Genomic DNA, 14,375 nt, shown 5'->3' with positions numbered 1-14,375 from the left:
ATGTCGCGAAACGTGCGACAGGCGACAGAAGGGTTGCAGTAATTCTGTCATTTTACGAAAAAAGCTAGTCCAGGCTGCCGAACCCAGAAGAGCAGCGATTGTCTGTCTTATAACGTCCAGGCACGCTGACCCACGTGCGGACAGGAGGGAGGGGTTGAGTAGAAGAGACACGAGGATTTTCGTCCCCGATGCCCAAAAAGGACCAAAACGTAGCGCGACCGGCCGGCAACGAATCGACAGGCGCGCATTGGGAGGTCGTACCGGCACTGCCGGTTGCGATGAATCAGGCTGGCGCAGTCCTCGCTGCGCGAAGAGCGCTCGACGCTGTGCGGCCTTGCATGGGGCATGCAATGAATACGATACCTGACGGAAACGCAGAGCAAAAATTCCAGGAACTGCTTACGAAACTCGTCACGGTTCCCGACTGGACCGAAAAGCAGCAACTGGAGCTGGAAATGGCGCGTGACATCTCGGTGGAGATGCTGCGGGTCGCGGAAAGCATGCGCGACGGCCCATCGGATCTCGAGACCTGCCTGATTCTGCTGAAGTACGCGAAGGTGCTCGATTTCGTGATGTCGGCGCTGGCGTCGCGCCGTGATATCAAGCCGCAAACGCTGCGCGTGATTTTCAAGCTGGCAGGCCTCCACGTCGACGAGGCCTATCCGGGGTGAAGCCGATGTGACCCGGACACATCCGGCGCGGCAGCTACGCCGCCGACGCCGATGCTCGACACACACACGGGCCGCTAGCGGCCCGGCTCCTTTTTTTTGCTATCGCTTTAACTCGCCGCCGGCTTACTCTGCGCGCACTTTGAGGCGCCACAGCGAAGTCAGCTCGGCCGCGCGCGCACGATAGAGCGGATCGCTGGGATCCGAGGCTTTCGGGTGGCGCGGGAGAATGTCCTCCCGGCCCACCACTTCGAGTCCGGCCTGCACGATCATCTCGACGAGTGATTCGCGCGTGCGCAGCCCGAGATGCTCCGCGAAGTCAGAGAGAATCAACCAGCCCTCGCCGCCCGGCTCGAGATGATCCTTGAGACCACCCAGGAAGCCGCGAAGCATGCGGCTCTCCGGATCGAACACGGCGTATTCGATGGGCGACGCGGGACGCGCCGGCACCCACGGCGGATTGCAGACGACGAGCGGCGCCCGCCCCGGCGGGAAAAGATCCGCCTCGACGACCTCGACCTGTGCGGCGTAGCCGAGGCGCACAAGGTTCTCCTGCGCGCAGGCGAGCGCGCGGGCATCCTGATCGGTTGCGACCACGCGCTTCACACCGCGCGAGGCGAGCACGGCGGCGAGCACGCCGGTGCCCGTGCCGATATCGAAGGCCTTTTCGAGCGACGGCAACGCCGTGCGCGCGACGAGATCGACGTATTCGCCGCGGACCGGCGAGAACACGCCGTAGTACGGATGAATGCGCGCGCCGTTCAGCGCGGCGATCTCGACGCCCTTCTTGCGCCACTCGTGCGCGCCAATGAGACCGAGGATTTCACGCAGCGACACTGCAGACGCTTCGCCATCGGGCGCACCCCACGCCTCCTCGCACGCGATCCGCACGTCGGGCGCGCGGCGCAGGTCGATGCCGTAATCGCCTTCGAGCGGGATCAGCACCATGCCGAGCGTGCGGGCGCGCTGCGACTGCGCCTGGCGATGCAGATGGAACGCTTCGAGCGGCGAAGCGGGCGCGTTGGCCGGCGCGGCCTTGCGCGGCTTGCGCTCCGCGCGGCGCGCCATGGCCTGCAGCAACTGACGCGCGTTCTGAAAATCGCCGTGCCACAGGAGCGCTGTGCCTTCGCAGGCGAGGCGGTACGCGGTGTCCGCAGTCGTGCGATCGTCGGCGATGACCACGCGCTTGGGCGCCGGCATGCCAGCCTCGGAGCGCCAGCGTACGGTGCGCGGGCCTTCGGTGTCGGGCCAGGTGAGAGTGGGATGGTCGGTCATAGGTTGGATATTCGGTGCGGCGGGCCAGTTCGTCGATTCGTACCTGGCCCGCGGGTTGGCGCCGTAGGGGCGCCTCGCGCGGCGCCATCATATAGCACGGCAACGTGGCGTGTCCCTCCGCGTCGCCTGTGCAAGGATCATCGCTCAGACAGCCGAGCGCGTCGACTCGGCCAGACGGCGTAGGACGAATCGCGCGCGGGCGGCAGTAAAATGTGCGCCGACCGCGCCCCGCCAGGCCACGCCCACCCTGCACGAGACCATGACAGAAGCCACCCAGCAGACCCGCCGCGCGCGCAAACCGCGCACGCGCCGCGCCAGCGCGGGTGCTGGGCTCGACGAAGGCTTTTACGCCGAACTGCTGCATATCGTGGGTCTGAGGGAGAGCGTTTCCGGCGTAAGGCGTACCGTCGCGCGCCTCGCGCCTGCGGAGCGGTTGAGCGGCGCGCTCATTGAACTCGCACTATCGCATCTCTCGGCCCGCGAGCTGGAGGCCGACCACTTCGAAATCGCGCTGCGGCTTTGCATCGCGTGGATCAGCCGCCTCGTTTTTCTCAAGGTCCTCGAAACGCGTCTCTTGACGCTCCATGACGGCGATTCGGCCTACACGTTTCTGAACACACGGCACATCCGCTCGTTCAGCGATCTCGACGCGCTGAGCGCCGCGGTACTAGGCGCCGGTGATGACACGCCACCGGCTCGCTTCGCTCACCTTCCCCGCTTCGACGGTTCGCTTTTCGAGCCGCAAGACCTGGACCAAAGCCTGCTCGACATGAGCCCGCTCGACGAGAGCGCGACGCTCCCGCTTTTCACGGCGACCGTGATCACCGATGCGAGCGGCGAGCGCCACGTGCTCGCGTATCTGCTCGACTTTCTCGCGGCGTTCGACTACTCCGCCGGTTTGGTCGGTTCGGTCGCGCAAGCGCCAGCCGCGTCGAACCGGCGCTGCCTCGACGCCTCTGCGCTTGGTCTCGTCTTCGAAAAACTCAACGGCTACCGCGACGGCGCCTGGTACACGCCGGGCAGCGTCGCGATGCAGCTCGCGCGCCCCGCCGTCACGCATGCGGCACTGAATCGCGTGAATCGCGCCAGGGGTTGGGGTTGCACGAGTCTTGATCAGCTATCCGAATCGATCGGCGAATCGATCGAAGACCGCGACGAAGTTCGGGCGATTCTGGACTCGCTGCGCATCTGCGATCCTGCCGTGGGCTCGGGCCATTTGCTCGTTTCAGCGCTCAACGAGTTGCTCGCGCTAAAAGTGCGTCTTGGCTTGCTGCACGCGTGCGATCGCGAAGCGCTCAGCGCTTGCCGCATCGACGTCACTGCGGATCGCCTTTGCGTCACGCACGCAAACGGCGAACCGCTCACGCGCGAGCGCGACGGCGACGCCATCCGCAAGATCGAAGCCGCGCTCTTTCGCGTCAAGCGAGACATCGTCGTGCACTCGCTTTTCGGTGTGGATATCAATGCCGATTCGGTCGGCATGGCGCGCCTGCGGCTGTGGATCGAACTGCTCGAACACGCGGATTTCACCGCTTCGCTGCCGAATATCGAGACCAACCTCAAGCAAGGGAACGCGACGCTCAGCCGTTTTGACTTCGGTGCGCGCCTTCGCGACAACGCCGAACGCGTGGCGAACTATCGCGCGAGCGCGGCAAGGCTGCGGACAACGGCCACTCCTGCCGCAAAGCGCGCCGAAGCCACTCGATTCGCCCGGCTGCGCGACGCGTTGCGCGACGCCCTCGCGAACAACGCGGCCGAAACGCCGCCCGAAGAAGCCACAGCGTTCGAGTGGCGCATCGAATTCGCAGACCTCCTCAGCGACGAAGGCGACTTCGAGCGTTTCGACGCCGTCATCGCGAACCCACCCTATATCGACTCCGAGCGCATGATCAACGAGGGCCAGCGTGCGCTGCGCGAGCGGCTGGCACAGCGCTGGCCGAGCGCGCGGGGCAACTGGGACCTCTACATCGTGTTCATCGAGCTAGGCCTCGCGCTCCTCCGCCCAGGCGGCACGATGGCGTATCTCACGCCCGACAAGTGGCTCTCGAAGCCCTTCGGCAATGCGTTGCGCGCACGGCATCTGGGGAAGATCGAACGCATCGTCGGGCTCGGGCGCGACGTGTTCGAACAAGCGCGTGTGGATTCGATCATCACAGTCTTTCGCGAGTCGGGTACGCCCGCCATCGCGACTGCGCGCATCGAAGGCGATACGCTCTCCGAGCTTGCGCAGACCGACAAAGCCGCGCTCGAGGCGCCGTGGCCGCTCGACGCCTTGCTCTCGCCGCACGCCGCGTTCGTACAGCGGATCGCCCGCGCGCACCCCACGCTCGGCGCCCTGCTGCCCTGCGAAAACGCATGCGCGACGTCGGACGCCTACCGACTCGCGCCGCTCGTCGAAGAGGCCAACGGGCATTGCCTCGCGGGCCATCACTACCGCGTGGTGAACACCGGCACGCTCGGGCGCTACATCTCGCGCTGGGGCAGCAAGCCGATGACCTATCTCGGGCGGCGCTACGACGCACCCGTGGTCGAGCGCGAGCGCTTCGCCTTGACATTCGCGAACGGCTACAGCGCGAAAGCGCAGGCGAAAAAGGTGATCGTGAAAGGCCTCACACGGCTCGACGCGACACTCGATCTCGCTGGCGACACGATCCCCGGCAAGACCACGCTAGTCCTGCGCTCGGACGACGAGAACCTGCTGAAATTCGCGGCGGCGCTGCTCAACTGCCCGCTCTCGGTTTTCCTGATCCGCGCGAAGTACGGTTCGTCGAGCTACAACGGAGGCGTCGCGTTCACGAGAGCGATGATCGATGCCTTGCCCGTGCCGGGCGGCGCTTCGGTGCGCGGCGAGATCGCCGGCTGCGTGACCCGGTTGCTGCGCGCTCACCAGTCCGGATGCGCTGCCACGGAAGTGGACAACATCGCGCGCGAGATCGATCGACGCCTCTACGCAGCATTTGGCTTGTCGGCACAGGAGATCGACCTCGTGGAAGGCCGCGCAGGCTCGATTGCTCGCGCGGCAAGCTGACCGGGCAGCCGGGCGACGGCGGCGCGGCGAGTCGGCTAGTCTTGCTCATCCTCGCGCAGAGCAGACATCATGGAACGGCTCCGATTCTTCAGCACTTCCGATGAGAGCAGCGTGCTGACGCTTTCGATCGCCACGACGCTGGTGATCGCCCTCATCGGCATTCTGTTCGGCCTGATCTCCGGGTCGTTTTCCATTGTGTTCGACGGCGTGTATTCACTCGTCGATGCGAGCATGAGCGCGCTTGCGCTCGCCGTCGTGCGCCTCATCACCTCGTACGCGGTCAACGTCGACTTGCCGCGCAAATGGCGCGAGCGCTTCACCATGGGCTTCTGGCATCTCGAACCCATGGTGCTCGGCTTGAACAGCACGCTGCTCGTGGGCGTAGCCGTGTACGCGCTGATCAACGGCATCACCAACCTGCTCTCCGGCGGCCACGAACTGCACTTCGGTCCTGCCCTGATCTACGCCGTGCTCACCGTGAGCGCCTGCGTGGCGATGGCCGTGTTCGAATCGCGTGCGAACCGCCGGATCCATTCGGATTTCGTGCGCCTCGACATCAAGTCGTGGATCATGTCGGCGGGCATCACCGCGGCCCTACTTGTGGCCTTCAGCGTCGGCTATGCGATCCAGGGAACGGCGTGGGAACACCTCACGCCCTACGTCGACCCGGCGGCGCTCGTGGTGGTGTGTGCGGTGATCATTCCGATACCGCTCGCGGAAATCCGCCAGGCCCTGCTGGACGTGCTGCTCGTGGCGCCCGCGGATCTCAAGCAGCATGTCGATGCCGTCGCGAAACGCTTCGTCGAGCGCTACGCCTTCGAGTATTACCGCGCGTATGTCGCGAAAGTGGGCCGTTCGCGCGAGATCGAGCTGTATTTCGTCGTGCCGCCCGACATGCCGCCCAAGCGCATCGCCGAATGGGATGCGATCCGCGACGAAATTGGCCGGGCCATCGGCGGGGACGAGTCGCACCGCTGGCTCACGATCATGTTCACGAGCGACCCGGAATGGGCGGAGTGAGGAATTTAGCGAGAGTGGCCCAGAAAGCACAAAGGGTTACGTGAACTTCACGTAACCCTTTGTCTTGTTTGGTGCCGGCTGCAGGACTCGAACCCGCCACCTGATGATTACAAATCAACTGCTCTACCAGATGAGCTAAGCCGGCGTAGCCCGCTATTCTACTTCATTTCACGATTTTGAGGTGGCCCTTGCCGCCCTTGTTGCCGCCGTCGTCATCTTTGTCCGCAGCACGCGTCGCAACTGGCGCGAGCGGCGCAGCAGGTTCCTCGGCACGCTCGTCGCGCACTTCGTGCGCCTCAAGCGTTTCGGCTTCTTCGTGGTCCTCGGAGGACAGCACGTCGTCGGCGTCGCCGGGCGGCGATTCGACCGGGAACGCCATGCCCTGACCGTTCTCGCGCGCGTAGATCGCGAGCACGTTCGACACCGGCACCTCGATCTTGTGCGACTTGCCCGAGAAGCGCGCGTGGAACTCGATCATCTCGTTGCCCATCTGCAGCTGGCTCGTCGCCTCGAAGCTGATGTTCAGCACGATCTCACCGTCGCGCACGAACTGGCGCGGCACGCGCGTGCGGTTGTCGACCCGCACCGCGATATGCGGCGTGAAGCCGTTGTCGGTGCACCACTCGTACAGCGCGCGCAGCAAATACGGCTTGGTGGAAATCTCTTGCATCAACAATCCTTTCGCGAGGCGGCGCCCACACCCACGCTGTGTACGCCGCCTCTGTTACCTGCAACTGCCAGGATACTGCTTAACGACGCATGACCTTTTCAGACGGCGTGAGCGCTTCGATGTACGCCGGACGGCTGAAAATGCGCTCGGCGTACTTCATGAGCGGCGCGGCATTCTTCGACAGTTCGATGCCGTAGTGGTCCAGGCGCCACAGCAGCGGCGCGATTGCGACGTCGAGCATCGAGAACTCTTCGCCCAGCATGTACTTGTTCTTCAGGAAGATCGGTGCGAGCTGCGTGAGGCGGTCGCGAATCGCGAGGCGCGCCTTCTCGTGGTTCTTCTCGGCAGCCTTGCCCTTCTCGTTTTCGAGCGTGCTCACGTGCACGAACAGTTCCTTCTCGAAGTTGAGCAGGAACAGACGCGCGCGGGCGCGCTGGACCGGGTCGGCCGGCATCAGCTGCGGATGCGGGAAGCGCTCGTCGATGTACTCGTTGATGATGTTCGACTCGTACAGAATCAGGTCGCGCTCGACCAGAATCGGCACCTGACCGTACGGATTCATCACGGCGATGTCTTCCGGTTTGTTGAACAGGTCGACGTCGCGAATTTCGAAGTCCATGCCCTTTTCGAACAACACCAGCCGGCAGCGCTGGGAGAACGGGCAGGTAGTGCCGGAGTACAGAACCATCATGATTTACATTTCCTCAATAAACCCAAAAGGCCAGCGGGCGAAAAAACCGTCTGACGGTCCCTGAACCGTCAGACGGCTTCTCGTCGCACCGGCCCCACGTCGGTCAGGACGTGCCTATTTGATATCTTTCCAGTACGCGGCGTTCAATCGCCACGCGAAAAAGCTCAAGACGCCGAGGAACAGGAGCACCCACACGCCAAGCTGCCTGCGGGTTTTCTGCTCGGGTTCGGCCATCCAGCCGAGGTAGGCCACCAGGTCGGCCACGTCGGCATCATAATCCACCGGCGAGAGCGTTCCGGGCGTGACCTGCTGGAACCCGGCAAAGCGACGGATTTTTTCCCCGGTTTCCTCGTCCGTCGTGTCCTCGAACTTCGCCGTGCGTATGCCCTGCAACTGCCACAGCACGTGCGGCATGCTCACGTTTTCGAACACCAGATTGTTCCAGCCGGTCGGCCGCGTGTCGTCGCGGTAGAAGCTGCGCAGGTACGTGTACAGCCAGTCGCGCCCTTTCGCCCGCGCTTCCACGGAGAGGTCCGGCGGCGCTACGCCGAACCACGCTTTCGCGTCGTCCGGGCGCATCGCGATGGACATCGTGTTGCCGACCTTGTCGGTCGTAAACAACAGATTATCTTCGATTTGCTTCTGCGGAATGCCAAGATCCTGCAAACGGCTGTAGCGCATCAAGTTCGCGCTATGGCAATTCAGGCAATAGTTTACAAACAATTTGGCGCCGTGTTGCAGCGAAGCAAGATTCTCGCCGTTATCGGGAGCGCGGTCGAGCGGAATGTTTTCCTGCGCCGCAGCAGATCCGACCCCAAATGCACATGAGAGCGCCAGCGCAGCCAAGCCGGCCCGGACGCTCGCCTTCGCGAGCGTCGAAAACAGAGATTTTCTCGTCATATCTTCCTCGCTCGTCAATTAATGGGGCTTGAACCGCACGCGTTCGGGCGGCTGCTTGAACGTGCCAAGCCGCGTCCAGAACGGCATGCCGAGGAAGAAAGCGAAATAGACGAGCGCGCAGATCTGGGCGATCAGCGTGGCCGCCGGCGATGGCGGCTTCGTGCCGAGGAACGCGAGCGTCAGGAACGCCAGCACGAAGATGCCGAGAAACACCTTGTGGAAGAACGGCCGGTAGCGAATTGACTTCACCGGCGAGCGGTCGAGCCAAGGCAGGAAAAAGAGCGAGATCACCGCCGTGCCCATCACCACCACACCCCAGAACTTCGACTCGGTGAAGTACATGGCGAGGATCACGAGCACCGCCAGCACCGGCAGCCCCGCGCGCCACTTGCCGCGCGCACGCACGAGCGCGAGCAGCCCGAGCAGCGCGATCACGATCATCAGCACGATCTTGAACGGGTCGGTGGTGGCGCGCAGCATCGCGTAGAACGCCGTGAAGTACCACACCGGCGCGATCTCGGGCGGCGTTTGCAGCGGGTTGGCCGGCACGAAGTTATTCGCTTCGAGGAAGTAGCCGCCCATTTCCGGCGCGAAGAACACGATCGCCGCGAAGACCATCAGGAAGATGCACACGCCCATGAAGTCGTGCACCGAGTAGTACGGATGGAACGGGATGCCGTCGAGCGGCACGCCGTTCGCGTCCTTCTTCTCCTTGATCTCGATGCCGTCAGGGTTGTTCGAGCCCACTTCGTGCAGCGCGATGATGTGACAGATCACGAGCCCGACCAGCACCAGCGGAATGGCGATCACGTGGAGCGCGAAGAAACGGTTGAGCGTGACGTCCGACACCACGTAGTCGCCGCGAATCCACAGCGACAGGTCCGGGCCGATGAAGGGAATCGCCGAGAACAGGTTCACGATCACCTGCGCGCCCCAGAACGACATCTGTCCCCAAGGCAGCAGGTAGCCGAAGAACGCTTCGGCCATCAGGCACAGGAAGATCGCGCAGCCGAAGATCCACACGAGTTCGCGTGGCTTGCGGTACGAGCCGTACAGAAGCCCGCGGAACATGTGCAGATACACGACCACGAAGAACATCGATGCGCCCGTCGAGTGCATGTAGCGGATGAGCCAGCCCCACGGCACCTCGCGCATGATGTACTCGACCGATGCGAACGCGAGCGTCGCATCGGGCTTGTAGTTCATGGTGAGGAAAATGCCTGTGATGATCTGGTTCACCAGCACGAGCAGCGCGAGCGAGCCGAAGAAGTACCAGAAGTTGAAGTTCTTCGGCGCGTAGTACTCGGAAAGGTGCGCTTTCCAGGTCGACGTCATCGGAAAGCGCTTGTCGATCCAGCCCTGCAGGCCGGCCGTTTCCGCCACATCCTTTTCGGTTCCCGTCGCCATCACGCTTCTCCTTTTTCGTCCCGGCCGATCACGATCTGCGTCGGGGACGCGAACATGTAGCGGGGAATGTCGAGGTTCTGCGGCGCCGGCTTGTTCTTGAAGACGCGGCCGGAGAGGTCATAGGTGGAGCCGTGGCACGGGCACAGGAAACCGCCTGGCCAGCTATCGGGCAGGTTCGGCTGCGGGCCTTCCTGGAAGCGCGGCGTCGGCGTGCAGCCCAGATGGGTGCAGACGGCAACGGCCACGAGAATGTTCTGATGCTCGGCGCGCGAACGGAACTCGTTCATGCAGTACTCCGGCATCGGCATCGAGAACGGATGCTCGGAGTTCGGGTCGGCGAGTTCCGGATCGGCCTTCTTCACGTCGGCCATCATGCGGTCCGTGCGGTTCAGGATCCACACGGGCTTGCCGCGCCAGGCCACGGTCATCATCGAGCCGGGCTGCAGATTCGAGATGTCGGCTTCGACAGGCGCGCCGGCGGCGCGGGCTTTTTCGGATGGTGCAAAGGAACCTACGAAAGGTACGACAGTGGCCACGCCTCCAATGCCACCTGCTACGGACGTCGCAATCAGCCAGGTTCGGCGGCTGCCATCGACGCGGTCATTCTCGTTGTCTCGCATCACATCGCCCCACTTCTGAGTTGGATTTTTCCGTCACGCCAGCTTACCCGCGGTGCTGCCGAACGCTAGTTTGCTCGAATGGAGTTGGCATTTACAAGGGGCGTTCTCTAAAAAGCTTCGGAAGTCCTTGATATCTCGGGGTTTTCCCGCAGAAAAGAGGGCCACTTTCTTTTCGGTTTGTAAATGCCTCATGAATAAAACGATGCTGCACCACGACAATTTTCGCTACATCCTCAATCAAACCGGATTGTCGATGTCGATGAAAAGATGCTCGATGTTGAAGGCTTCCGAGAGGTGCGCGCCCACGGCCTGTACGCCGAAGCGCTCGGTCGCGTGGTGGCCCGCCGCGAGGAACGCCACGCCGCTTTCCGCCGAGGTGTGCGTGGTCGGCTCGGAGATCTCGCCGGTTAGGAAGACGTCGGCGCCGGCATCGATCGCGGCGTCGAAGAGATTGTGCGCCGCGCCCGTGCACCACGCTACGCGGCGAATTTGCCAGTCGGGGTCGCCGAGCACGAGCGGCGTGCGGCCGAGTGTCTGCTCGACCTCTGCCGTAAAGTGCGCGAGCGTGATGGGCATGGGCAGCGTAGCCATCCATCCGAGATCCTGTTCGCCGAAGCGTTGTTCGCCGATCCAGCCGAATCTGGCGCCCAACTGCGCGTTATTGCCGAGTTCGGGATGGCAGTCGAGCGGCAGATGGTAGGCGAAGAGATTGAGGTCGTTCGAAAGCAGCGCATGCAGACGCCGGTACTTGCGGCCCGTAATTTGCGGCGCTTCGTTCTTCCAGAAGTAGCCGTGATGCACGAGCACGGCGTCGGCGCCCCACTCTAGCGCGGCTTCGAGGAAGGCGAGCGAAGCGGTCACGCCCGTGGCGATCTTCTCCACGCGCCGCCGCCCTTCGACCTGCAGGCCATTGGGGCAGTAGTCCTTGAACCGCGCGGATTCCAGAAGATTGTTCAGATACAATTCCAGTTCGATCCGATCCATATAATCCTCTAATCTTCAGATGCTTAGACGCTTTTGGCTGTTCTTCGCCCAGGCGGTGACGGTCCTGCTGGCGTTGATGTTCATCATCGCCACGCTCAAACCACAGTGGCTGCAGCACCAGGGGCAGTTCGGCAAGCAGCTCGCCGAACCGATCGTCGCACTGCGGGAGGTGGCGCCAGGTATCGGGGGAGGCGCCGCCCAGGGCTCCTATGCGGACGCCGCCCAGAAGGCAATGCCCGCGGTCGTCAACGTGTTCTCGAGCAAGGATGGGTCGCTGCCGCCCGATCCCCGCCAGAACGATCCGCTATTTCGCTACTTCTTTGGCGATCGCAACAAAAACCAGAAGCAGCAGGAGCAGCCTGCCGCCAACCTCGGTTCGGGCGTCATTGTCAGTCCGGACGGTTACATTCTAACGAACCAGCACGTAATCGACGGCGCGGACCAGATCGAAATCGCGCTTTCCGACGGCCGCACGACCAACGCGAAGGTGATCGGCATCGACCCGGAAACCGATCTCGCGGTGCTCAAGATCAATCTGCCGAACCTGCCCACCATCACGCTCGGCCGCATGGACCAGACGCGCGTGGGCGACGTCGTGCTCGCCATCGGCAACCCGTTCGGCGTGGGCCAGACGGTCACCATGGGCATCATCAGCGCGCTGGGCCGCAATCACCTCGGCATCAACACGTTCGAGAACTTCATTCAGACCGACGCGCCGATCAATCCGGGTAACTCGGGCGGCGCGCTCGTCGACGTGAACGGCAACCTGCTCGGCATCAACACGGCCATCTACTCGCGCTCGGGCGGCTCGCTCGGCATCGGCTTCGCGATTCCCGTTTCCACGGCGCGCAGCGTGCTGGAGAGCATCATCACCTCGGGTTCGGTCACGCGCGGCTGGATCGGCGTGGAGCCGCAGGACGTGACGCCGGAGATCGCCGATTCGTTCGGGTTGAAGGAGAAGTCGGGCGCGATCGTCGCGGGCGTGCTGCAGGGCGGCCCCGCCGACAAGGCTGGTATCAAGCCGGGCGACGTCCTCACTTCGGTGAACGGCGAGGCCATCACCGACACCACGCGCCTTTTGAACGTGATCGCGCAGATCAAGCCGGGCACCGACGCGAAGATCCACCTCGTGCGCAAGAACAAGGACCTCGATCTCGACGTGCTGATCGGCAAGCGCCCGCCGCCGCCGAAACAGCCGGCCCAGGAAGACGGCGAAGGCGACGACGGAGGCTGATGTCACACCGCGGGCGGCGCGCCACGCCCTGCCCGCAACCAGAAAACGAAAAGGCCGCGAACCCAGGTTCGCGGCCTTTTGCTTTCCGGCGCTGCACCAGCGAGCGCTAGCTCGCCGCCTGACTCTCGTCCGCGGGCTCCTTCTCGCCAGTGCCGATGAAGATACGCGCCGCGATGATGCCCAGTTCGTACAGGATGATGAGCGGCAGCGCGAGAATGAGCTGCGAGAACACGTCCGGCGGCGTCACGACGGCCGCGACGATGAACGCGCCGACGATCACGTAGGGCCGGATCTGCTTGAGCTTCTTCACAGTGACCACGCCCATGCGCACGAGCAGCACGACGATGATGGGTACCTCGAAGGTCACGCCGAACGCGATGAACATGGTGAGCACGAAGCTCAGGTAATTGTCGATATCGGTCGTCATCTCCGCGCCTAACGGCGCGTTGTAGTGCGCCATCACGCGGAAGATGGTCGGGAACACGACGAAATACGCGAACGCCATACCGCACAGAAAGAGCGTGTAGCTGCTCGCAACGAGCGGTACGACGAGCTTCTTTTCGTGCTGGTAAAGGCCGGGAGCCACGAACGCCCAGATCTGGTAGAGCACGACCGGCAGCGCGATCACGAAGGCGACGAGCATCGTGACCTTCATCGGCACGAAGAACGAGCCGGTCACGTCGGTGACGATCATCTTGCCGTCTTTGGGCAGGTTCTGCATGAGCGGACGCGCAAGCAGACGGAATATGTCGGGCGCCCAGTAGACGAGCCCGATGAACACGACGATCACGGCAAGGCCCGCGCGAATGATGCGGTCGCGCAGTTCGACGAGATGGGAAATGAAGGTCTCTTCGGAGCCTTCTTCCAGTTTTTGCTGGGGGTCGCTCACACCGGCCCTCTGTTGGAAATAGTCGTGCGCAAAGGCGGATCCGCGTCAGAAGAACCGCGTGGGCCGGCGCAGGCTGGCCGGCGTGTGCTGCGCTACGCGCGCAGCGCCGGATTGCACCCGCGTGCGGCGCAGCGTGGCGCGTTTGTACCAGGCAGGCGCAGCGCTTTGCTTCACGCGCCAGTTCTTGCGCTTCGCACCGCTCGCGCCGGCTTGGCCGGTGCGCCATCCCGATTGCGTTGCGGAGCCGTCCACCACGTTGGCGGCCGCGCCTTCCACGCCGGCAGGATCCGCGCCGCCGGCAATGCTCGGCGACACCGACGTGCCTGCGTTCCACGCGTCGTTCAACTCGGTTTCATGCTTGCGCAGGTTGTCCTGAACGTTCTTTTCGACGTTCTGTGCCGCGGCCTCGAACTCGGTCTTCATGCGGCGCAGTTCGTCGAGTTCGATCTCGCGCGTGACTTCCGCCTTGACGTCGTTGATATAGCGCTGCGCGCGCCCGAACAACGCGCCCGCCGTGCGTGCAACGCGCGGCAGCCGTTCCGGCCCGAGAACGACCAGCGCGACGACGCCGATCAGCGCCATCTTGGTTAAACCGAGATCGAGCATGAATGGAGTTTTCCGTCAGCCTTGGCTGCCTTAATGGAAAAAGCTGGAAACAAGCGGGAAAACAAGTGGCGGCGAAAAAACGGCCGCCACGCGTTTTAGCGGAGGTCGGAGCGCTGCGTCTTGTCCTTGGCTTCGACGTCGACTGCACCGCCGTCGGCAGGGAGCTCGCGCTTTTGCGTGTCGGCGCCTTCGCTCTCGCGCATGCCTTCCTTGAAACCCTTCACCGCACCACCCAGATCGGTACCGATATTGCGCAGCTTCTTGGTGCCGAAGACGAGCGCAACGATCAACAAGACGATCAGCCAGTGCCAAATGCTCAACGAACCCATGATTGACTCTCTCCTTAACCCCGTCGCCGCGCGAACTGCGCGACGCGATAAATT

14 protein-coding genes and 1 tRNA gene are annotated in these 14,375 nt (G+C 63.4%); 4 read left to right on the top strand and 11 right to left on the bottom strand.

Translation table 11 applies throughout. From position 1 onward, the window contains the following. Nucleotides 1–350 precede the first annotated feature (350 nt). Nucleotides 351–671 carry a DNA-binding protein gene (locus VSR72_RS29550; protein WP_342955824.1) on the top strand — a complete coding sequence of 107 codons (321 nt, stop codon included), beginning with the start codon at nucleotides 351–353 and terminating at the stop codon, nucleotides 669–671. Nucleotides 672–794: 123 nt separating this feature from the next. On the opposite strand, the gene VSR72_RS29545 is transcribed toward VSR72_RS29550, so the two are convergent. Further along, nucleotides 795–1,943, bottom strand: coding sequence for a class I SAM-dependent methyltransferase (locus VSR72_RS29545; RefSeq protein ID WP_342955823.1), 1,149 nt, complete (start codon nucleotides 1,941–1,943; stop codon nucleotides 795–797). A gap of 259 nt (nucleotides 1,944–2,202) precedes the next feature. On the opposite strand from VSR72_RS29545, the gene VSR72_RS29540 reads away from it, so the two are divergent. Together VSR72_RS29540 and VSR72_RS29535 are read left to right on the top strand one after the other, a co-directional pair. Further along, entirely contained in the window at nucleotides 2,203–4,971 is a 2,769-nt protein-coding gene (locus tag VSR72_RS29540; RefSeq protein WP_342955822.1) for an N-6 DNA methylase, read from the top strand. A 69-nt stretch (nucleotides 4,972–5,040) separates the two neighbouring features. Then, nucleotides 5,041–5,991: a cation transporter gene (locus VSR72_RS29535; protein WP_342955821.1), complete on the top strand. Its 951-nt coding sequence runs from the start codon at nucleotides 5,041–5,043 to the stop codon at nucleotides 5,989–5,991. A 69-nt stretch (nucleotides 5,992–6,060) separates the two neighbouring features. Here VSR72_RS29535 and VSR72_RS29530 read toward each other — a convergent pair. From VSR72_RS29530 to VSR72_RS29500, 7 genes are all read right to left on the bottom strand, one after another. Further along, nucleotides 6,061–6,136, bottom strand: a tRNA-Thr gene (locus tag VSR72_RS29530). Nucleotides 6,137–6,154: 18 nt separating this feature from the next. Further along, complete coding sequence (locus tag VSR72_RS29525) at nucleotides 6,155–6,661, bottom strand: ClpXP protease specificity-enhancing factor (protein WP_342955820.1); 507 nt, start codon at nucleotides 6,659–6,661, stop codon at nucleotides 6,155–6,157. A gap of 79 nt (nucleotides 6,662–6,740) precedes the next feature. Beyond that, nucleotides 6,741–7,352, bottom strand: coding sequence for a glutathione S-transferase N-terminal domain-containing protein (locus tag VSR72_RS29520; RefSeq protein WP_027797364.1), 612 nt, complete (start codon nucleotides 7,350–7,352; stop codon nucleotides 6,741–6,743). A gap of 114 nt (nucleotides 7,353–7,466) precedes the next feature. Then, nucleotides 7,467–8,270 carry a cytochrome c1 gene (locus tag VSR72_RS29515; protein WP_342955819.1) on the bottom strand — a complete coding sequence of 268 codons (804 nt, stop codon included), beginning with the start codon at nucleotides 8,268–8,270 and terminating at the stop codon, nucleotides 7,467–7,469. Beyond that, complete coding sequence (locus tag VSR72_RS29510) at nucleotides 8,271–9,659, bottom strand: cytochrome bc complex cytochrome b subunit (protein ID WP_342955818.1); 1,389 nt, start codon at nucleotides 9,657–9,659, stop codon at nucleotides 8,271–8,273. Continuing rightward, nucleotides 9,659–10,279, bottom strand: coding sequence for a ubiquinol-cytochrome c reductase iron-sulfur subunit (petA, locus tag VSR72_RS29505; RefSeq protein WP_342955817.1), 621 nt, complete (start codon nucleotides 10,277–10,279; stop codon nucleotides 9,659–9,661). Before petA ends, VSR72_RS29510 begins: the two co-directional genes overlap by 1 nt. A gap of 237 nt (nucleotides 10,280–10,516) precedes the next feature. Continuing rightward, nucleotides 10,517–11,263, bottom strand: a complete 747-nt coding sequence (locus VSR72_RS29500) for a Nif3-like dinuclear metal center hexameric protein (protein ID WP_342955816.1) — start codon at nucleotides 11,261–11,263, stop codon at nucleotides 10,517–10,519. Nucleotides 11,264–11,282: 19 nt separating this feature from the next. Between VSR72_RS29500 and VSR72_RS29495 the strand changes: the two genes are divergently transcribed. Next, nucleotides 11,283–12,497 carry a Do family serine endopeptidase gene (locus VSR72_RS29495; protein ID WP_342955815.1) on the top strand — a complete coding sequence of 405 codons (1,215 nt, stop codon included), beginning with the start codon at nucleotides 11,283–11,285 and terminating at the stop codon, nucleotides 12,495–12,497. A 106-nt stretch (nucleotides 12,498–12,603) separates the two neighbouring features. Here VSR72_RS29495 and tatC read toward each other — a convergent pair whose 3' ends face one another. The 3 genes from tatC to tatA form a co-directional block, all read right to left on the bottom strand. Then, nucleotides 12,604–13,386, bottom strand: coding sequence for a twin-arginine translocase subunit TatC (gene tatC, locus VSR72_RS29490; protein ID WP_342955814.1), 783 nt, complete (start codon nucleotides 13,384–13,386; stop codon nucleotides 12,604–12,606). Between the two features lie 45 nt (nucleotides 13,387–13,431). Next, on the bottom strand, nucleotides 13,432–13,992 hold the full coding sequence (tatB, locus tag VSR72_RS29485) for a Sec-independent protein translocase protein TatB (protein WP_342955813.1): 561 nt from the start codon (nucleotides 13,990–13,992) through the stop codon (nucleotides 13,432–13,434). 95 nt (nucleotides 13,993–14,087) lie between these two features. Continuing rightward, complete coding sequence (gene tatA / locus VSR72_RS29480; RefSeq protein WP_342955812.1) at nucleotides 14,088–14,321, bottom strand: Sec-independent protein translocase subunit TatA; 234 nt, start codon at nucleotides 14,319–14,321, stop codon at nucleotides 14,088–14,090. Nucleotides 14,322–14,375: the final 54 nt, after the last annotated feature.

It is taken from the genome of Paraburkholderia sp. JHI869 (genome assembly GCF_038900775.1).
Lineage (GTDB): Bacteria > Pseudomonadota > Gammaproteobacteria > Burkholderiales > Burkholderiaceae > Paraburkholderia.
The sequence above is the reverse complement of the archived record's forward strand: the minus strand, read 5'-3'. Positions and strand labels throughout refer to the sequence as shown.

Bases quoted from the DNA above. Each gene is read 5' to 3' on its own strand.
- VSR72_RS29550 (WP_342955824.1), top strand. From the start codon at position 351: ATGAATACGATACCTGACGGAAACGCAGAGCAAAAATTCCAGGAACTG.
- VSR72_RS29545 (WP_342955823.1), bottom strand. From the start codon at position 1,943: ATGACCGACCATCCCACTCTCACCTGGCCCGACACCGAAGGCCCGCGC.
- VSR72_RS29540 (WP_342955822.1), top strand. From the start codon at position 2,203: ATGACAGAAGCCACCCAGCAGACCCGCCGCGCGCGCAAACCGCGCACG.
- VSR72_RS29535 (WP_342955821.1), top strand. From the start codon at position 5,041: ATGGAACGGCTCCGATTCTTCAGCACTTCCGATGAGAGCAGCGTGCTG.
- VSR72_RS29525 (WP_342955820.1), bottom strand. From the start codon at position 6,661: ATGCAAGAGATTTCCACCAAGCCGTATTTGCTGCGCGCGCTGTACGAG.
- VSR72_RS29520 (WP_027797364.1), bottom strand. From the start codon at position 7,352: ATGATGGTTCTGTACTCCGGCACTACCTGCCCGTTCTCCCAGCGCTGC.
- VSR72_RS29510 (WP_342955818.1), bottom strand. From the start codon at position 9,659: ATGGCGACGGGAACCGAAAAGGATGTGGCGGAAACGGCCGGCCTGCAG.
- petA (WP_342955817.1), bottom strand. From the start codon at position 10,279: ATGCGAGACAACGAGAATGACCGCGTCGATGGCAGCCGCCGAACCTGG.
- VSR72_RS29500 (WP_342955816.1), bottom strand. From the start codon at position 11,263: ATGGATCGGATCGAACTGGAATTGTATCTGAACAATCTTCTGGAATCC.
- VSR72_RS29495 (WP_342955815.1), top strand. From the start codon at position 11,283: ATGCTTAGACGCTTTTGGCTGTTCTTCGCCCAGGCGGTGACGGTCCTG.
- tatB (WP_342955813.1), bottom strand. From the start codon at position 13,992: ATGCTCGATCTCGGTTTAACCAAGATGGCGCTGATCGGCGTCGTCGCG.
- tatA (WP_342955812.1), bottom strand. From the start codon at position 14,321: ATGGGTTCGTTGAGCATTTGGCACTGGCTGATCGTCTTGTTGATCGTT.